General features: G+C 43.0%; 17 protein-coding genes. 11 read left to right on the top strand and 6 right to left on the bottom strand.

The annotated features are described in order from the left end of the window. Together IPL34_RS13635 and IPL34_RS13630 are read right to left on the bottom strand one after the other, a co-directional pair. Entirely contained in the window at positions 1–393 is a 393-nt protein-coding gene (locus IPL34_RS13635) for a type II toxin-antitoxin system VapC family toxin (RefSeq protein WP_296841997.1), read from the bottom strand. Then, entirely contained in the window at positions 390–674 is a 285-nt protein-coding gene (locus IPL34_RS13630) for a type II toxin-antitoxin system Phd/YefM family antitoxin (RefSeq protein WP_296841996.1), read from the bottom strand. The genes IPL34_RS13635 and IPL34_RS13630 overlap by 4 nt, the downstream gene beginning before the upstream one ends. An 85-nt stretch (positions 675–759) precedes the next feature. On the opposite strand from IPL34_RS13630, the gene IPL34_RS13625 reads away from it, so the two are divergent. The 6 genes from IPL34_RS13625 (at position 760) to IPL34_RS13600 (ending at position 7,121) form a co-directional block, all read left to right on the top strand. Then, positions 760–2,001, top strand: coding sequence for a hypothetical protein (locus IPL34_RS13625; RefSeq protein WP_296841995.1), 1,242 nt, complete (start codon positions 760–762; stop codon positions 1,999–2,001). 140 nt (positions 2,002–2,141) lie between these two features. Further along, entirely contained in the window at positions 2,142–3,287 is a 1,146-nt protein-coding gene (locus IPL34_RS13620; protein WP_296841994.1) for a trypsin-like peptidase domain-containing protein, read from the top strand. A 3-nt stretch (positions 3,288–3,290) separates the two neighbouring features. Further along, on the top strand, positions 3,291–4,412 hold the full coding sequence (locus tag IPL34_RS13615; RefSeq protein ID WP_296841993.1) for a phosphoribosyltransferase domain-containing protein: 1,122 nt from the start codon (positions 3,291–3,293) through the stop codon (positions 4,410–4,412). Continuing rightward, on the top strand, positions 4,409–5,143 hold the full coding sequence (locus tag IPL34_RS13610) for a hypothetical protein (RefSeq protein WP_296841992.1): 735 nt from the start codon (positions 4,409–4,411) through the stop codon (positions 5,141–5,143). Before IPL34_RS13615 ends, IPL34_RS13610 begins: the two co-directional genes overlap by 4 nt. Next, complete coding sequence (locus IPL34_RS13605) at positions 5,140–6,210, top strand: cysteine protease StiP domain-containing protein (protein ID WP_296841991.1); 1,071 nt, start codon at positions 5,140–5,142, stop codon at positions 6,208–6,210. The genes IPL34_RS13610 and IPL34_RS13605 overlap by 4 nt, the downstream gene beginning before the upstream one ends. Continuing rightward, positions 6,207–7,121 carry an HpcH/HpaI aldolase/citrate lyase family protein gene (locus tag IPL34_RS13600; protein WP_296841990.1) on the top strand — a complete coding sequence of 305 codons (915 nt, stop codon included), beginning with the start codon at positions 6,207–6,209 and terminating at the stop codon, positions 7,119–7,121. The genes IPL34_RS13605 and IPL34_RS13600 overlap by 4 nt, the downstream gene beginning before the upstream one ends. Before the next feature lie 183 nt (positions 7,122–7,304). Here the strand turns inward: IPL34_RS13600 and IPL34_RS13595 are convergent, their stop codons facing one another. From IPL34_RS13595 to IPL34_RS13585, 3 genes are all read right to left on the bottom strand, one after another. After that, positions 7,305–8,162: a D-amino-acid transaminase gene (locus IPL34_RS13595; protein WP_296841989.1), complete on the bottom strand. Its 858-nt coding sequence runs from the start codon at positions 8,160–8,162 to the stop codon at positions 7,305–7,307. Between the two features lie 104 nt (positions 8,163–8,266). Then, the gene (locus IPL34_RS13590; protein WP_296841988.1) at positions 8,267–9,694 is read right to left on the bottom strand and encodes a sodium:alanine symporter family protein; all 1,428 of its coding nucleotides are present in this window, start codon (positions 9,692–9,694) and stop codon (positions 8,267–8,269) included. A gap of 23 nt (positions 9,695–9,717) precedes the next feature. Continuing rightward, the gene (locus IPL34_RS13585; RefSeq protein WP_296841987.1) at positions 9,718–11,154 is read right to left on the bottom strand and encodes an amidase; all 1,437 of its coding nucleotides are present in this window, start codon (positions 11,152–11,154) and stop codon (positions 9,718–9,720) included. 107 nt (positions 11,155–11,261) lie between these two features. Between IPL34_RS13585 and IPL34_RS13580 the strand changes: the two genes are divergently transcribed. Beyond that, positions 11,262–12,269 carry a helix-turn-helix domain-containing protein gene (locus tag IPL34_RS13580; RefSeq protein WP_296841986.1) on the top strand — a complete coding sequence of 336 codons (1,008 nt, stop codon included), beginning with the start codon at positions 11,262–11,264 and terminating at the stop codon, positions 12,267–12,269. 13 nt (positions 12,270–12,282) lie between these two features. Here the strand turns inward: IPL34_RS13580 and IPL34_RS13575 are convergent, their stop codons facing one another. Next, positions 12,283–13,101 (bottom strand): helix-turn-helix transcriptional regulator, encoded by an 819-nt coding sequence (locus IPL34_RS13575; RefSeq protein ID WP_296841985.1) that lies wholly within the window; start codon positions 13,099–13,101, stop codon positions 12,283–12,285. Positions 13,102–13,317: 216 nt separating this feature from the next. Between IPL34_RS13575 and IPL34_RS13570 the strand changes: the two genes are divergently transcribed. The 4 genes from IPL34_RS13570 (at position 13,318) to IPL34_RS13555 (ending at position 18,222) form a co-directional block, all read left to right on the top strand. Beyond that, on the top strand, positions 13,318–14,169 hold the full coding sequence (locus tag IPL34_RS13570) for a carbon-nitrogen hydrolase family protein (RefSeq protein WP_296841984.1): 852 nt from the start codon (positions 13,318–13,320) through the stop codon (positions 14,167–14,169). Between the two features lie 109 nt (positions 14,170–14,278). Further along, positions 14,279–15,742 carry a biotin carboxylase gene (locus tag IPL34_RS13565; RefSeq protein ID WP_296841983.1) on the top strand — a complete coding sequence of 488 codons (1,464 nt, stop codon included), beginning with the start codon at positions 14,279–14,281 and terminating at the stop codon, positions 15,740–15,742. 14 nt (positions 15,743–15,756) lie between these two features. Then, positions 15,757–16,719, top strand: a complete 963-nt coding sequence (locus IPL34_RS13560; protein ID WP_296841982.1) for a C45 family peptidase — start codon at positions 15,757–15,759, stop codon at positions 16,717–16,719. 81 nt (positions 16,720–16,800) lie between these two features. Then, the gene (locus IPL34_RS13555; RefSeq protein WP_296841981.1) at positions 16,801–18,222 is read left to right on the top strand and encodes an amino acid permease; all 1,422 of its coding nucleotides are present in this window, start codon (positions 16,801–16,803) and stop codon (positions 18,220–18,222) included. Positions 18,223–18,258: the final 36 nt, after the last annotated feature.

The raw sequence follows: 18,258 nt of genomic DNA, 5'->3' as shown, positions 1-18,258 counted from the left end.
TTATGCTGGCAGCAATTGCAGTCCTTCATAATCTGCAAATAAGCCATCTGCACTAATCAAGGTCAAATCTAGCTCTAAAGCTTGGGCAATAAACAAACGATCAAAAGGATCACGATGATAAAAGGGTAAACTTTTTACTCTTTCACAATGAGTCACTTCAATAGGTAAAATAGTGACTTGATTGCTATGACACCAGCTTTGTAATTGCTCTAAGGCATTGTCTGCTAAATCAATTTTTCCTAAGCTCATCTTAATGGATAGCTCCCAAAAACTAGCAATACTGACATAGAGTTCATTGCTAGTTTCCTCGCAAATTGACCTGATCTTAGCAGATAACTGAGCAGGATTGGTGCTCAACCAAATCAGTATATGGGTATCTAGCAAATACTTCATACCCTATAGTCTTCGAAATCATCTAAGGGCGCATCAAAGTCTGGACTGATAGAGCGTACTAAACCTTTTAAACTTCCTAGTTGGCGTTTTTTAACGGTTGTTTGTAGCGGTTGTAGGCGTATTAAAGGCTGATTGTTGCGGGCAATGATGACCTCCTCACCCTCCAAAGTTAATTGGATTAACCGTGATAATTGGCTTTTAGCCTCATGAATATTGACTTGCATGTTGTAGTATTCCTTAGGGTTAGCTAATACATTAGCTAAATACTGTAACTGCTGCAAGACTCTATATCTCTAAGACCTTATAATCTAACATTAATTGATGTATTATTAGCCATAACAATTTGATTTGAATATAGAGCAAAAAATGTATAGAAATAAATACAACTACACAAGGATTTTTGCTGAACAAGAACTTAGTGTGTTTTTAAACACTAGAAAGCAAAACGTTATAGCAACTATTGAATCTGAAAATGATGACTATCTATTGAATGTTAATGAAATAGACTATATTAAATATAAGGTATCTGAAGCTGAAGTTGAGCCTTTAATAATTCATAATGATCGGATTTATGTTTCCTCAACCGAACAAATGATTTCTGGTGAATATTTTCCAAAATCATTTTTTGTAGATAAAGGATACTCATATAAAAAGAGTGTAATTAAATTTCATATTCCTTTTAGTGGCAATACAAAACTACTCTCATGCCAGCCAAGCACTAGAATAGTATGGTCAATGAATATTGAAATTAATCATAATGAAATATGCTTTGAGATTATTAATTTTAACGATGATATAGATTCAATTATTAGAGAAAAGGATGACCATATAAAATCAATCTTACAACAAAATAGTTATCTTGAGTCTGAGGTTAAAACTTATAACAAATACCTAGAATCAAGCATAAAAACCGCTTTTGAAGCTAGGAAAAAAAGAATTTTGGCTAATAGTGGAGTGTTAGCATCACTCGGAATCCCAATAAAGAAATCCTCATCACCCTCAAATACATTCTCTGTTCCACTAGCCTCAAATAAGAAGAGTATAACTATACTAAAACCAATAGTTCAAGATACCATTTTTAAACCTGAGCCAACTTTAGATAATACTACATATCAAGAAATTTTAAAAATGATACATGATATAGGAAGACAATTTGAAAGACTTCCTAGCTTGTATAAAAATAAAGAAGAAGAGGATTTACGTGACCATTTTCTTATGTTTTTAGAACCAAACTTTGAGGGTTCTGCAACTGGTGAAACCTTTAATAAATCTGGAAAAACAGATATTTTACTAAGACATGAGGGTCAAAATATTTTTATTGGTGAATGTAAATTCTGGAAAGGACAAAAGGTTTTTTTAGATACTATTAGTCAACTTTTAGGATATCTAACATGGAGAGACTCCAAAGCGGCTGTGATAATGTTTGTATCTAATAAGGACTTTACCTCTACTCTGGAAATAACTAAAAACTCTGTAAATAGTCACCCCAACTTTATTAGATATATAGATGAACGAGATGAAACTTGGCTAAATTATGAGTTTCATCTCAACAACGATAGAAATCGTGTCGTTAAAATTGCGATTATGCTATACCATTTACCAAAATAGAAGCTATGCAAATTAGCTTAGAATTTAAATATTAATGTGAGCACTATAAATTGTAACCTTCGGTCGGCGTAAACTCCAACCCACCCTCTCATTCCTTGCTATTATCCCACTTATCACGATCACAATAGGTGGGTTTAATCATGACAAATCTAGTCGTTGGGGCGAATCTTGCGCTCAGTGGTACACGTTGGACATTCTCGATTAGCCTACCGATTGATATTCGCTACGACCTAGGACTGGCTGTTTTACCCGTTAATGAAAACAAGCAATTGGTCGCCGACACGGTACTCGCTCATCACCCTAATACCGCTTGGCTCACCTCTGAACTCGTCAATAATGGCACACAATTCAACCTCACCTTAGACATTAAATCACTACCTAATCCTGCTATCACTCGTCTACAGCTAGTGCTCTACCGCTATGGTGCAAAAAGTCCACTCGACTTCGCTCAACAAGTGACCCTAACACAAGAAAACGTATTCAACCATGCGATTGACCTTAAACCCATCAATGCTTCTGCCCTAATTATTGCCGAGCTGTATCAACGTAATAGTGCTTGGAAAGTAAGAGCGTTGGCTGAAACCTCAGCTTATGGCTTGAGTGCTTTAGGGCGGCGCATGGGCGCAGACATCGATGAACGCTCCCCGCACTCTCCCTCTAGTAGTACCTATGGCGCAAGTAATGAACGCCCTGAAGCATGGTCGGGTACGGGCTTTTTAGTCTCACCGAATCTATTCATGACCAACGCTCATGTGGTGGAGGGTGCAAGACACCTACGCCTCACCTCGATTCAGGGTAAAATCGACGCCGAAGTGGTGATCAGTGATGAAACCAACGACCTCGCTCTCGTGCGAGCGCAATGCCCTAGTCATATTTCACCCTTATACTTTCGTAAAACCAGCATAGGTCTAGCCGAGCCAATCACTACCTTGGGCTATCCCTTGGCTAGTATTATGGGCAGCGGGATTCAAGCCACTCAAGGCGTGATTTCTGGCTTATTTGGTGCACAAAATGATATAAGACTGCTGCAATTTACCGCCCCTATTCAACCCGGCTCTAGTGGTAGCCCTTTGTTTGATAGTACGGGTGCGGTATTAGGTGTGGTGTCGTCGAGTTTTGCTAATGCGCAAAATATGAATTTTGCCGTGCGTAATGTATTGGCTATCGCTCTTATTGAAGCAGTACAAGCGCCGTATCAATTACAAACCAGTGAACAAGCGCTTACCACTGCACAAATTGCCCAGCAAACCCAAAATGCCATTTGGCGCGTAGAATGTATGAGTTAATCAATGCCCATAGACACCCAACACGTAAAACTAAGCACAGGTACTTTAACCCTAGCTATTGAATCGGATCATAGTACCTATACCCCCCATGATTTATTCGGTTTTGCTGAGCGTCGTAATCCTAAACGCTCTTTTTTATTTGTCTCTAAAGTATTAGGGCGACATATTCCGGTAGCACCTTCCACAATGCGAGCAGCAACGGATACTTTAGCCTCCTTAGTTCCCAATGATTTACCTAAACCTCTGCTAGTCATTGGTATGGCTGAAACCGCGATTGCTTTGGGTGCGGGCGTACATCAAGCTTTAAGTCAGCGTTATCCTGAAAGTGTTTATTTATGCACCACCCGCCACCCTTTATATCAGCCACTTTTGGTCGAATTTGAAGAAGAACACAGCCACGCCACCCAACAAGTACTGCATTACCCACAATCATTAGAGCACCAAGCCCTGTTAAAACAAGCGAAAACCCTAGTGCTAGTGGATGATGAGGCCTCTACAGGTAAGACTTTTGCTAACCTAGTTCAGGCTTTAAAGAGTAAAGGCTTAGGTGCTTTTGAGCGTATAGTCATAGTGACACTGACCGATTGGTCTGGCGGTCAAGCAGCGAATAGCCTAGGTACAAATGTGCAAAGCATTAATTTATTGCAAGGTCACTGGCAGTGGGACAGTAATGGCAATCCGCCCCCAGACATGCCGCATGTTGATGTGTTAGGCACGGGTGAATGGCAAGCCAAACCAGAACAGGATTGGGCACGTTTAGGGGTAAGCGCTCATACTCTACCTAAAATAGTAGTTAACACTCGCGTCACACCTAATGAAAAAATCCTAGTATTAGGCACAGGTGAGTTTGTCTGGCCACCGTTTTTACTAGCGGAATATTTAGAACAACAAGGCGCAAAGGTTAAATTCAGTGCCACTACCCGTTCCCCGATAGCTTTAGGGCATAGCATACAAACGCGCTATTGCATCCACGATAATTACGGACAGGGTATTGCTAACTTTTTATATAATGTTATCCCTGAGCACTATGACCGTATCCTGCTTTGTACCGAAACACCGCAATACTTGCTCGATCAAAACCTAGTTCAAGCACTCAACGCTGAAGTCGTGGAGTTTTATCCATGAAACCTTTGATGCTGACCGATATTGACGACACCCTGATTCAAACCGCTCGTAAAATGCCGCCTGATGCGACCAAAATCTTAGCGGCGAATAATGCTGAGGGTAAGCCCTTAAGTTTTATGCATCCGTGGCAATATGATTTTGTGCAATGGGCTTTGCAGCACACCACGCTTATTCCAGTCACCGCTCGTGGGATTGAATCGTTTAAACGGGTGCAAATTCCATTTCAGCAGAGTGCGGTATGTTTACATGGTGCGGCGATTTTACGACCTGACTATACACTTGATTTAACATGGCATGCGCAGATGCAAAATGCTTTGCATGCCTATCAAGCGCGTATCCCTGATCTACTCCAGCAAATACTCGATTTAGGTCTGAGCCTTGATTTGCAGCTACGCGGCTGGATCGAGGGCATTGCAGATTGGCACGCCTATTTAGTGATTAAAAGTATTCAAGCCAAAACAGAAGAATTAGAGGTTTTATGGCAACACCTCCAGACTCAACTCGACTGGAGCGGCTTTTATATGCATCAAAACGCTAATAATTTAGCGCTAATTCCAAACCCTGTTAATAAACAAGCCGCGAGTGCTGAGATTATTCGTCGCCATCAAATACAATACGGGCGTGTACCGATTTTGGGCTTAGGCGATAGCACTTCAGACTTGGGGTTTATGCGCTTATGTGATTTTGCTGCCTTTCCTCCTCAGAGTCAGATTGGGAGGCAACTATTATGATACCCACGCATTTACATGGCTCTTATCAAGCGGAGGATGTCACATTCTTATTACGTTTGACTCAAATGGCTAGCACGGAAGTGCAAGAAAAAGAACGCTTAATTCAAAGCGGACAAAAACATTACTCACAAATGATTAGTGTGGAATCCGCCCCCAGCCTTGAGCATCAAGCACTATTTGAACAAGCCCTAGATCAAGGTGCACTACGTCTAGCCACTGAAGTGCAAGCACTAGCTTTAGCGCTAAAGCAACGCCGCCCGAATCGTCCGATAGTATTGGTGAGTTTTGTACGTGCGGGAATACCTTTAGGCGTGCTGCTGCTACGAGCCTTACGTGATTTAGAAGTAGAGAGTACTCATTACGGTATTAGCATTATTCGTGATAAAGGCATTGATAGTGCCGCACTCCATTGGATCAGGGAGCGACATGATATAAACGATCTGGTGTATGTCGATGGCTGGGTGGGCAAAGGCGCGATTCATACCGAGTTAGAGCGCTCATTACGTCCCTTTTATGCGGGGCACACTATTCCGTTTGTGGTACTCGCTGATCCTACTGGAAAAGCATGGTTAGCCGCATCAGGCGAAGATTGGTTGATACCCTTTAGTGTATTAGGTGCAACCGTATCAGGGTTAATTTCGCGTTCGATCTTAAGCGAAGAGGGTGGGTGGCATCAGTGTTTATATTACGAGCATTTAGCGCCTTATGACGTGAGCCAATACTTAATTGAAACCATTGACTCCTTACGTAAAACGCTAACTGAGACTACTCCACTCACTTGGTCTGATACTTTACGTGCTGAGCTACACACTCAAAGTCAAAACACCTTGCAATGGATTCAAGCACGCTATGCCATTAGTAATCTCAATCGGATTAAAACCGGTATTGCCGAGGCAACACGCGCTGTGATGCGTCGTGTACCTGAACGAATTTTAGTCCAAAACCCCAATGATCCACAATTGCAAGTACTTAAGCATTTAGCCAAGCACTATAATATAAGTTTTGAAGTACTCGGTCAGGAAATTGCCCCCTATCGAGCCATAACCATAATTAAGAAAGCAGTATGAACCCTATTTCCCCTTATCAATTGGGCGCAACCCTTTATGTGCCTGCTACGCGTCACGACCTAATAGATATTATTTTGCATAATAAAATTCATGATTTGCGCTCTATGGTAATTTGTTTAGAAGATGCGATTAAAGAACATGAATTACAGGCAGCCTTTCACAATATTACTCACTGCTTAGAGCAGTGGGCATATGCAAACCTAGCGCCTGATAAGCGCCCACTGGTATTTATTCGTCCGCGCTATAGTGCGATGATCACGCAACTATTAGACCTGCCTCATATTGACCTAATCGATGGTTTAGTATTACCCAAATTTGATCAATACACGCTGCATACATGGAGCACGGTATTGGATTTCGCCCCTGAGCATTGGGTGTATATGCCCACATTGGAAACCAAAGCCTTATTGGATGCGGTACAAGTACATCAATTGCGCGAAATACTGCATGATCACCCCTTAAGAGCAAAGATTTTAGTACTCAGAATTGGCGGCAATGACTTATTGTCGTGTTTAAAGCTGCGTCATAGTCGAGCGCATACTTTATACGATGGCCCTTTAGGATACGTGGTGGCTATGCTAGTCAGCCAATTTATCCCGCATGATTTTTATTTGACGGCCCCCGTATTTGATTGCTTTAGCAACCAAGATTTATTACAAGTGGAAATACAACGCGATTTATTACATGGTTTAGTCGGTAAAACCGTGATACACCCGCGTCAAATACCGATTATTCATCAAGCATTACAAGTCGATGCACAAGATTTCATTACGGCACAGCGGATTTTAGATCACTCTATGCCAGCGGTATTTCAATTTGAGGGGGCTATGTGTGAACCTTCTACTCACCAACGCTGGGCTAAGGAAATCGTAGAACGGGCGCGGTATTTTGGTTGTAGCGCTCAAGCTTAAATGATGGATAAAAAAGTTTGGGTGTTATATCTAAACTAAAGAAATCAGTCTTTTAAATAGTGGCTTAGCGTTAGCTAGCACTAACAAAAAAAGACCCAACCCAAGGAGTGCTCAAAGTGAGTAGAGGAGGAGTAGGGTTGGGAAAGTTGGGAACAGAGAAAGAAATTTTAATGATTTAATTACTTAAAGCGCGTGTTTTAAACTTTCTTGGATGTAAATCTGACGCAATTGCGCGGTTATGAGTCCAACCTCGCCAGTGCCGATTTTTATTCCATCGATTTCCACCACTCCTAAAGCAAAACTGGTAGCCGCTGTGACAAAAGCCTCATCCGCATCCTGTGCTTCTGCAACAGTAAAGGGGCGCTCTTGTATTGCTAAACCCATTTTATCCGCGAAACCCAATAGGGCAGCGCGTGTAATACCCGCTAAGATAGAATGACTTAAATCACGAGTAATGAGCGTCCGGTCTTTAATAATATATGCATTACTGGCGGTTCCTTCGGTCACATAGCCTTGATTGTCTACCATCCAAGCATCGTCGCATCCTGCTGCTTTGGCTTGCATTTTTCCCATAGAAGGGTAAAGCAATTGTACCGTTTTGATGTCACGTCTACCCCAGCGTAAATCAGGAATACTAATAATTTTCAAGCCATAAGTGTCGATTGCACTACCCAATAGCTCTTTGCTTTGAGTAAATAACACAACCGTATTAGGGGTGTTTGGATCAGGAAATGCAAAGTCTCGATCCTTGGGATTACCGCGAGTGACTTGTAAATATATCAATCCTTCTTGTAACTGGTTGAGTTCTAATAAGCGGCGATGAATAGCTAGAAACTCTTCTCTAGTTAACGGCATTGCCATATCTAAAGCATTTAACGAACGCTGCAAACGCTTTAAATGCCCCTCAAAATCAAGCAGTTTTCCTGCAACAACTGAAGTAACCTCATAAACCCCATCTGCCATTAAAAAGCCACGATCAAAAACGGATACCTTGGCTTGATCTTCTGGTAAGTACTCACCATTAATATAAACTGCGCGCATTTTTTACCTTATTTCGTCTTGTGCTAAAGGCTCCCCTTTAAAAGCGTGGCTATGAATCAATGCCACGGCTTTAAAGGGTCACTAAAATAATTGAAGTTCAGCTTTTAAGGCATTTGCTCTTTAGGTTTCCAAGCACTTCTATCTAAATTCAGATCACTGAAATCCTCAGGGTTGAGGACAGGACGCTCATGTCCTGCTTTTAACTGCTGGCGATAATCGTTTAATACCCGCATCACAACAGGGAATAGCATCAAAATCGCCATTAAGTTCACTAGAGCTAAAATACCCATCAATGGATCAGAGAAGAAGAATACCGAGGTCGCATTGGGCGCTACCGCACCGAGGAAAAGCACTCCAATAATAGCAATTCTAAGCACATGTAAAGCTAGCGGATGTTTAGAGATTTCAGCCATCGCGACTTCGCCTAAATAGTAGTTGTAGATAACGGAACTAAAGGCAAACAGTAAAATGGCGAAGGTTAAATAGTGTTGCGCCCAAACTCCAAAGTGAGACACAAACGCTTGCTGGGCTAACACAATTCCATCGATGCTAGCACCCGGTACATAAACTTCACTCAACAAGATTACAAAGGCAGTAGCAGTACAGATTATGGTATCAATGAATACTGATAGTGACTGGGTAATACCTTGACTAATTGGATGGCGTACATAAGCGGTAGCAGCCACATTAGGCGCTGAACCCAAACCTGCTTCATTAGAGAACAAACCACGTCTTAAACCTTGTGCAATCGCAGCGCCAATACCACCACTGACTACTTCTTGCAAACCAAAGGCATTAGTAACAATGCTAACAATGACATCTGGTACTTGAGTAATGTTTAATAAAATGACAACTATTGCAAAGGCTAAATAAGTGAGTGCCATCACGGGAACAATAATATCGGAAGCTTTAGCAATGCGTTTAATACCACCATATACAATAAATGCGGTTAGAAGCGCTAAGAAAATACCTGTCCATAAACGATCAATACCCATACTATTATGCACAGCACCTGCAAGGGTATTACCTTGGAACGCATTAAAACCTAAAGCAAAGGAGGCTAACAAACAAATAGCATAAACAACGGCCAACCAACGGTATTGATCACCTAAACCATAGCGAATATAACCCGCAGGACCACCACGGTAAGTACCATCAGGCAAAGAACGCTTATAAAGCTGTGCTAAAGTGCATTCAACCAAACTGGTTGCCATACCTACTAAAGCGATAAGCCACATCCAAAATACTGCACCCGGACCACCTATAGTAATCGCTACTGCAACACCGGCGATATTCCCTCCACCGACACGTCCACCAACGGAGACTAATAAGGCTTGTCTTGCACTAATTTTGTTAGGATCAGAAAACTGATTTTTGGGAAGTAATACTCTAAACATGCGTTTAAAAAAACGAAACTGGACAAAACCAGTCACAATCGTCATGAATATGCCAAAAACCACCAAAATGGGAATGAGTGACTGCCCCCAGGTTAAGTCTTCCAGTATCTTAAACAGGCTGTGTACTGTTTCCATTGTTGCTCCTCGTCTTTGCTTGATTAAATACCTGCACGGCTCTCTTCAGAACTCAAACCTACAGGTGGTAAAAAACGGCTCATACCGCGCTGCTCCAATGCCAACGCCAACTCTAACGCGATATGATCATGATTATGTGCAGCGATTAGTTGTAAGCCCATTGGAAGCCCTTCCTTAGACTGTGCAATAGGTACTGCAACTGATGATAAATCCAACATATTTACAAAGCGCCCAAACAGGGCTAATAACAGACTGTTTTCATCGACAGCATCCAAAGGACAAGCCGTTACAGGCATACCCGGCATGACCAGTGCATCATAGGGGGCAAAGCTAGACTGCCATTGCCTTTGCCATTGTTGGCGCTGCTGATAAATAGCTATCAATTGCTTAGCGCTGATCTCACGCCCATTATTCACCCTCGCTCTGATCACTGGTGCTATGGGAGAGGCTTCATCTTCTGTCAACGTATGTAGGGTGCTATAAGCCTCAGCAGACATTAATAAACCTGCTTGCTCAGTCAGTTTGGCTAACGGGGCGGGTAGTCTTAGGCGGGTAATAGGACCATACCATTGCTCTAATTGGCGTAATGAACTCTCAAACATCTGCCTTATATCTGCTTGCAGCACATCCAGTGCTTCATCTTCTAAAGTAGCAAGACGAAAAGGACGGGTTGTTGCATTATAAAGTGGCTTCCCAAGCTGTTGGACTTGTCGCAGTAGTGTTAACTGTGGGGTATAGCTGGGGTCATTGAAGTCGAACTCTGCCAAAATTGGGAGCGTTAAAATAAGATCACGCACACTACGCGCTATAGTGCCAATGCTGTCATGCGTGTTAGATAGTAATTTCAGGCCGCTGCGTCCAATCAAACCTGTTGAGGATTTATGACCGTAAACACCACACAATGCAGACGGCATGCGTATCGAGCCACCCGTATCGGTCCCTAAGGCCAGTGCTACCATATTACTAGCCACAGCAACGGCTGAACCACTGCTAGAGCCACCTGATACGCGATGTACATTTAAATCATAAGGATTACGTGGCGCACCCAATACCGGATTAGTGCCCCATCCACCAAAGGCAAACTCAACCGTATGGGCTTTACCGATCACCACTGCACCTGCCGCTTCCAAACGCGCTACTGCATGAGCTGTTTGTTTTGCAAGCACTGGGGGCAAACTTTTAGATCCGGCTTGGGTGGGATAACCTGCTATATCGAATAGGTCTTTAATGGCAATTGGCACACCATGTAAAGCACCACGAAGATGTCCTGCGCGTTGTTCAGCATCACGAACGGCGGCAATGGCTAGAGCGTTGTCATTAAACGTACTCACAAAGGCATGCAAAGAGCCATCCCATTTTTGAATCTGTTCAAGACTTTGGGTGACTGCTTGAGTACTGGTCATCTCCCCTTGTCGAATAGCCTGTGCTAAATGACTCGCATCCATCCACTGTGTATTCATGCTTACTTTAACCAACTGTTTGTATTCTCGTATTTTACAAACAGTGCTAGACTGAAAAATTTCGTAAATTTGCCTTGTTTTTACAAAAAACGGACACAGAGATCGAGATGCAAACCAACGTATTAGAAAGACCGACGAATACCACAGGGGTAGAAATACAAGTGGCTATCGTGCTGTGGCCAAGTTTTCCGCTACTGTCCTTAACGGGCATCATAGAGTCCTTAAGGCATGCCGCCGATATAGCTGATCGCTCACGCCAAATTTATTGTCGATGGTCAGTTATAGGTAAAAAGGGCAGCGCATGTAGAGCTAGTTGCGGCACGAATATTGAAGCTGATGCGGATTACCCTGCCCCCGAACAATTTGATTATTTATTCGTGGTCGGTGGACTTTTAGAACAGCTCACTCAGGCTCCTCAACAACATTGGGAGTACATCAAACAGGCGGCTGATGCTAATGTAATGATTGTTGGCGTTTGCACGGGCGTTTTTGTCTTAGCTCAAATGGGCTTGTTGCAAGGTCATACTGCGTGCATTCATCCTTATCATCGTAAAGATTTTATTGAACGTTTTCCACGTCTACCCTTGACCACACAAGAAGATTATTTGCTTAAAAATCAACGCGCCACAGTACCGGGTGGTACTTCCATTTTTAATTTTATGCATGTTCTGATTACGATGCACTGTGGCACAGAACGAGCGGCGAAGGTAACACATCAAATCACCTTAACTACCCGCTCACGCCTTGATCACCTCAATAGCAGTGGTGCAGCGCTAAGCTTGCGCATTCAGGACACACGTATTCAACGCGCTTTGATCTTTATCGAAAGTCATCATCGTGATAAACAACTACTAGATGATTTAGCTAATATGTTAGAGCTAAGTGAGCGCCAACTAAGACGCTTATTTAAGCTTCACGTCGGTATAGGGATAAAACAATATATTTTAAATAAACGTTTGGCGAATGCTTATTGGCTTTTGCAATATACGCAGCAACACCTGACCGCTATTGCTCTAGAAGTAGGCTTTGCTAATAGTGCACACTTCTCGGTTGCCTTCAAAACACGTTATGGGATAAAGCCCTCTGAGCTACGTAAGTCAGCACGATTATGCTGAGTACTGGTATTGATTATGGCATGAGGGGATCAAGCCCTTGAGCTAATTGCTCACTCGATAAAGCAGCAAAAAATAATTTAAATAATTGCGCTTGGGATGAAATATTGAGTTTGAGATAAATATTGCGGCGATGAACACGTTCAGTGGTGGGCGAAATACCCAATAATTTGGCACATGATTTAGAAGAATGACCTTGCAGCATCATTTGCACTACTAATTGCTCGCGTTCGGTCAAAATCGATTTACCAAAAAGCTGCATGCTGTCCTCCAACCAGAGCTTAAGCTTAGTAGGAGTGGGTAAGGTGACTAATGAAGCATGGCGTTGGGTGGCTTTAATGACTATAGAATAAATCGTTTGAAGATAGTGTTTTTCTGTATCCGAAAATAAAGGTAATTCACTACTTCGCCCTAAAGAAAATAAAATCGCGCTTTGCGGAGACAGCGGTATTAAATAACTCATCTCATCCTTTAAACCGGAGCGCCCGTAATAATCACGATAATAAATACTCTCAAAAAAGCCTTGAGGTGCAATATCAGCTAGACGTTTTAAGGTATCCTGTAAAGGTGCATTTAACCAATTAACATAAAAAGGGCTTAATAAGTAAGCGCCTGCAAAATAATGGGCTTGCATGGCATTACGGTCGCGCTCAGTCATTCTATCGAGTAATATCATAGGACTAGCACCCCGCTGATAGAGTAATACCACTGAGCTATCCGCAGGCACTTGCTGATGAATTAAGCCTAGAAGTCGTTGATAAAATGCTTCCGTCCCTAAATCAGAAAAGAGTGCTGTTAGGGGTTGAATGAAGCTAGTAATGGTGGGCGCGTCCATTCATAAATCCTCGAATAAACCATACTGACTAAACCCTATCACAGTCAGTTAGTACTTAGATATGACTTATTAAAGGTGGGTGCTTTGCTACTGCAAATGAGGTACATATCTTAAAACCATGAATTGTTAGTCTTTGTATTATCAATAAGTTCTAATCACTTAACTGGATAACAGTTAATAACTTATTGCGCTAGGTTATAGGATTAAGGAGAGCCGATGAAGCCATTCACGATTGCGGGCATTCAAATGCAATTGTCTGCTACCACCTCGAATTTAGATAAAATGTACGCCAAATTAGCGGGCTTAATGGCACGTTTTCCTTGGGTACAAATGGTGGTTTTTAGTGAGTTAGCCGCTTTTGGTCCCTATCCTAGTCATGCTCAACCTTTACCCGGACCTGCTGAGCATACCTTTCAACGCTGGGCTGAGCACTTTAAGATTTGGCTGATACCAGGATCTTTATTTGAAGCTGCTGACGGCAACATTTATAACACCACACCTGTTATTAATCCCCAAGGGCAAGTGATTGAGCGTTACCGTAAGCAGTTTCCTTTTTTGCCTTTTGAGCGCGGTATTGCCTCAGGTGATCGGTTTGTGGTGTTTGATGTACCTGAAGTGGGACGCTTTGGGGTATCGATTTGTTATGATATGTGGTTCCCTGAAACGACTCGCTCGCTAGCGGCTCTAGGCGCTGAAGTCATTATTCACCCGACCTTTACTGACACGATTGACCGTAATGCTGAACTGACTATTGCGCGTGCTTCTGCCATTACCAATCAATGTTTTTTTGTTGATGTAAATGGCTTAGGCGATTGCGGTAATGGCTTATCCTGTGTCATTGATCCTTCTGGACGTATATTGCATCAAGCAGGCACACTGGAAGAAGTATTCCCCATTGAAATTAATGTAGAACAAGTACGACACGAACGGCAAAACGGCATTATGGGCTTAGGTCAGGTGTTAAAAAGTTTTCGTGATCGCACCGTTGATTTCACCGTCTATGACAAAAACATTGAGCATCCCTATCTAGATAGTTTAGGCCCGATGCAAATACGCCGCCGACCGTAAAAGCCTATCTAACTTTTATTAAATTGAATACTGAATAGTCTGGCTATGAATTTCATAGCCTAACTCCTTATTGCCCTGAGTTCTTATTGCCTGTTTTAGGAACACCGCTATGACGACCACACTACGTAATATCTCTGAAATACGCCGCTATTTCCATCGTAATGAAACCCCTATTTATTTTATTAGTGCCACCAATTTTAATCTTTTGGGCATAAACGAGTGGGTGCGTAATTTCCATTATATCAATTACATTGATTGCTTTGATGGGCGTCACCCTGCTGTATTTGTACCGAGCGAAACACCCCACCGTGAATTTGAAAGCATTGAAGATATTAATAACTATCTCTTGCAACACAAAGAAGTCATTGATTACATCAAGAAACGCGGTGGTGATCCTAAAACCGTGTTTTTAATGTTTGATGAAGAAACCGAGCAACTGTGCCAAGAACTCGGTTTAGAGGTTTGGTTCCCTAAAGCCGCTTTGCGTCAGCGCGTAGACAATAAGATCGAAACCGTGCGCATTGGTAATCGTGCGGGCGTGCCGAGTATTCCTAATACCCTCTCGGAGGTTTATAGCTATGCACACCTGTGTGAGCTAGCCGATGATGCGGGTTTAGGACGTGATTTAGTATTACAAACCGCTTATGGTGATTCGGGTCATACCACCTTCTTTATTGCCAATGAACAAGAGTTTAATCGCTACGCCGATCAAATCATTGGTGAAGGCGAAGTCAAAATCATGAAGCGCCTCAAGGTACGCGGCTCTGCGATTGAAGCATGTACCACCAAAAATGGCACGATTGTAGGGCCTTTAATGACTGAGTTGGTCGGTTTTAAAGAGTTAACTCCCTATAAAGGTGGTTGGTGTGGTAACGAGATTTTTGCCAATGCCTTCACTCAAGCGATTCGTGATCAAGCGCGTGACTATACCTTTAAGTTTGGTGAAGCTTTACGTGAGGAAGGGTATCGCGGCTATTTTGAGTTAGACTTTTTGATTGATCAGGATTCTGGGCAACTGTATTTAGGTGAACTGAATCCCCGCGTGACAGGCGCAAGCTCCATGACTAATCATGCAGCATTCGCTCATGCCGATGCCCCGCTATTTTTATTTCATCTGCTCGAAATGAGCGATATTCCGTTTGAATTAGATATTGCTGAACTGAACGAGCGCTGGGCGCATCCTGATAATGTGGATAGCTGGAGCCAGCTCGTAATGAAGCATACTAAGGATAGTGTAGGTTATATCACTCAAGCACCTGAATCCGGTATTTGGCATATGGATGAGCAGGGTCAAGTCACCTATTCGCGTTTTGACTATCATCGCCGCGCCGTAGAAACCGAGCAGGAAGCGTTTTATTTACGCATTAGTGGGATCGGTGATTATCACTATGAAGGCGCAGATCTAGGGATTTTAATCACGCGTGGACGCCTGATGGATGATAACTTTGAACTCAACGAACGGGCTAGAGCATGGATCAAGGGTATTGAGCAATATTATCAGGCGATACCACTGGAAACCGCCCCCACGCAACCCGCTTATAATCTCGATGCTGGTGCATTTAAGATTCTTTAAAGGTTAGCAACGGCATGAAATTACAACATGGCTTTCATGCCATGCACGAGGCATGGCCCGACGCTCAATGGCAAGCGCTATTTAATCGCGCTTGGCCTGCGTATCAGCGTTGGTTTTTAAGGAACGGTATTGGTCAGCAGCCGAGTTATTTACAAAGCTTGCGCCAATTACGTGCCTACATGCCTGAATTATTACCTGTTTATGAGCGTTTATGTGAATTAGCCGGAGGCGGTGATACGGCAGCGCGGTTTTTAAGTATGTACTGCCCACCTCCCTATTATGTGAGTTGTTCACAAGCGGTTTGGACTAAAACCACCCCGTTTTTGATTCGTAACTATGACTATCACCCAGCATTATTAGAAGGAACGGTGATTCATAGCTCATGGCTGGGTAAACCTGTAGTGGCTAGTGGTGATTGTTTGTGGGGCGTGCTCGATGGCATGAATAGTGCTGGGCTAGTGGTATCTTTAGCCTTTGGTGGACGTAAATTGGTAGGCATTGGCTTTGGTATTCCGCTGATTTTGCGTTATATCTTAGAGACTTGTCGGGATGTAGCCGATGCGGTAGCCGTATTGCGCCATATTCCTAGTCATATGGCTTATAACATTACGCTACTCGATGGCTTAGGCGAGTCTTGTACAGTATTAGTCGCGCCAGATCGCCAAATACAAGTTAATCCCTTAGCCATTGCCACTAACCATCAACAATCGATTGAATGGACTCAACATGCACTCGCCACCGCGACCCTAGAACGCGAGAGTTTTTTAATTCATAGCCTAGCCAGTGCTGAACAAACGGCTGAGCAATTTATTCACAGCTTTTTGCAGCCCCCTTTGTATAGCACCCAATATGCGCGGGGTTTTGGCACGCTCTATACCGCCCTTTACCGACCTGATAAAGGCAGTATGACCTTACTTTGGCCACATCGAACGTGGCAACAATATTTAGCAGCAGCTAACCCTGCACCCGAAGGATAAATCATTTTTTGATGACTACCTCGACCTAATACCTAACCCCAATCAGCACCAGACTTAGATCAAGCCTAAGGAGGAATAGCAATGAGTAATACCCTCTCTTCCATGATGCGCAAAAAGCCCATCCAACCCGAACGCACCCAATTAGAACCGACCATAGGATTATTTCAACTGACTATGCTAGGGGTAGGCGCCACCATCGGTACAGGGATTTTTGTGGTCTTAAATGATGTAGTCCCTGAGGCAGGCCCTGCGGTTATTTTTGCATTTATTATTGCCGCGATTACTGCGGCACTCACTGCTCTCGCTTATGCTGAAATGGCGTCTTGTATTCCAGCTTCTGGATCTTCGTATTCTTATGCTTATGCGACCTTGGGCGAGTATCTAGCGTATTTAGTGGCGTGGTGTTTGCTTTTAGAATATGGGGTATCAGCGGCCGCTATTGCGGTGGGTAGTGGTGAATATCTGAATAAATTTCTCGAAATCACTCTGGGCTTTAAATTCCCGGATAGCTTGAGCAATGTACCCGCTATGGGGGGCGTCATGAATCTACCCTCGATGATTATAGTGGCTCTTTGCTGTATTTTATTATTGCGTGGCTCTAAAGAGTCGACGGTAGTGAATACTATTATGGTGGTAGTTAAGCTATTAATTTTATGTATGTTTATTGCTATAGCGATTACTGCCTACCATAGTGACAACATGAAGCCTTTTGCTCCGCACGGTTATGGCGGGGTCTGGATTGCCACCGCTACTGTCTTTTTCTCTTTTATTGGTATTGATGCGATTTCAACCGCTGGCGAAGAGGTTAAAAACCCTAAGCGGAACCTACCCCTCGCCATCATTTTAGCGCTTTGTATTGTGACGGGTTTTTATATTTTAATTAGTCTCACTGCGATTGGTGCTCAACCCGCTGCTGAATTTGAAGGTCAAAAAGCAGGTTTAGCGCAAATTCTGCAAAATATTACGGGGTCTGCTTGGCCTGCGACTATTTTTGCCTTTGGTGCAGTGATTTCTACTTTTAGCGTTATTTTGATTGTGCTCTACGGTCAAACGCGCATTCTGTATGCCATGGGGCGTGACGGTATGATCCCGACTTTCTTTGAGCGTTTGAATCCTAAAAGTACCCCTGTTAATAATATTTTACTGGTCTGTATTGCGGTGATGCTGGCCTCAGGTTTTACCCCAGCCGATGTACTGTTTGACTTAACCAGTATTGGTACTTTAGTTGCATTCTCAGCGGTATCGATTGGCGTGATTATTTTGCGCAATACTCACCCTGAATTGCCCCGTAGTTTTAAAGCCCCTTTTTACCCCCTAACCCCTATTCTGGCGATAGCTTCTTGCATGTATGTGTTATCAGGCTTACCTCCTATCACCTTCTTCTACTTTGCGATTTGGATTGGTATCGCTACTGTCACTTACTTTGCCTTCAGTATCCGTCATTCACGTCTAAATGAAGTGAGTATCACTGGGGTAGTACGTTATCCCGTCGAGAAAGAGTAAGTTATTTATTATTTATAAAAACTCAGCTCCTGATTC

The organism is Thiofilum sp., assembly GCF_016711335.1.
Taxonomy (GTDB): Bacteria; Pseudomonadota; Gammaproteobacteria; order Thiotrichales; family Thiotrichaceae; genus Thiofilum.
Note: the sequence above shows the minus strand (reverse complement) of the source record. Positions and strands in the feature narration are given on the sequence as shown.

What these genes read in the sequence shown, in the direction of transcription:
- IPL34_RS13635 (WP_296841997.1), bottom strand. Translation starts at nt 393, where the DNA reads ATGAAGTATTTGCTAGATACCCATATACTGATTTGGTTGAGCACCAAT.
- IPL34_RS13625 (WP_296841995.1), top strand. Translation starts at nt 760, where the DNA reads ATGTATAGAAATAAATACAACTACACAAGGATTTTTGCTGAACAAGAA.
- IPL34_RS13620 (WP_296841994.1), top strand. Translation starts at nt 2,142, where the DNA reads ATGACAAATCTAGTCGTTGGGGCGAATCTTGCGCTCAGTGGTACACGT.
- IPL34_RS13615 (WP_296841993.1), top strand. Translation starts at nt 3,291, where the DNA reads ATGCCCATAGACACCCAACACGTAAAACTAAGCACAGGTACTTTAACC.
- IPL34_RS13610 (WP_296841992.1), top strand. Translation starts at nt 4,409, where the DNA reads ATGAAACCTTTGATGCTGACCGATATTGACGACACCCTGATTCAAACC.
- IPL34_RS13605 (WP_296841991.1), top strand. Translation starts at nt 5,140, where the DNA reads ATGATACCCACGCATTTACATGGCTCTTATCAAGCGGAGGATGTCACA.
- IPL34_RS13600 (WP_296841990.1), top strand. Translation starts at nt 6,207, where the DNA reads ATGAACCCTATTTCCCCTTATCAATTGGGCGCAACCCTTTATGTGCCT.
- IPL34_RS13595 (WP_296841989.1), bottom strand. Translation starts at nt 8,162, where the DNA reads ATGCGCGCAGTTTATATTAATGGTGAGTACTTACCAGAAGATCAAGCC.
- IPL34_RS13590 (WP_296841988.1), bottom strand. Translation starts at nt 9,694, where the DNA reads ATGGAAACAGTACACAGCCTGTTTAAGATACTGGAAGACTTAACCTGG.
- IPL34_RS13585 (WP_296841987.1), bottom strand. Translation starts at nt 11,154, where the DNA reads ATGAATACACAGTGGATGGATGCGAGTCATTTAGCACAGGCTATTCGA.
- IPL34_RS13580 (WP_296841986.1), top strand. Translation starts at nt 11,262, where the DNA reads ATGCAAACCAACGTATTAGAAAGACCGACGAATACCACAGGGGTAGAA.
- IPL34_RS13575 (WP_296841985.1), bottom strand. Translation starts at nt 13,101, where the DNA reads ATGGACGCGCCCACCATTACTAGCTTCATTCAACCCCTAACAGCACTC.
- IPL34_RS13570 (WP_296841984.1), top strand. Translation starts at nt 13,318, where the DNA reads ATGAAGCCATTCACGATTGCGGGCATTCAAATGCAATTGTCTGCTACC.
- IPL34_RS13565 (WP_296841983.1), top strand. Translation starts at nt 14,279, where the DNA reads ATGACGACCACACTACGTAATATCTCTGAAATACGCCGCTATTTCCAT.
- IPL34_RS13560 (WP_296841982.1), top strand. Translation starts at nt 15,757, where the DNA reads ATGAAATTACAACATGGCTTTCATGCCATGCACGAGGCATGGCCCGAC.
- IPL34_RS13555 (WP_296841981.1), top strand. Translation starts at nt 16,801, where the DNA reads ATGAGTAATACCCTCTCTTCCATGATGCGCAAAAAGCCCATCCAACCC.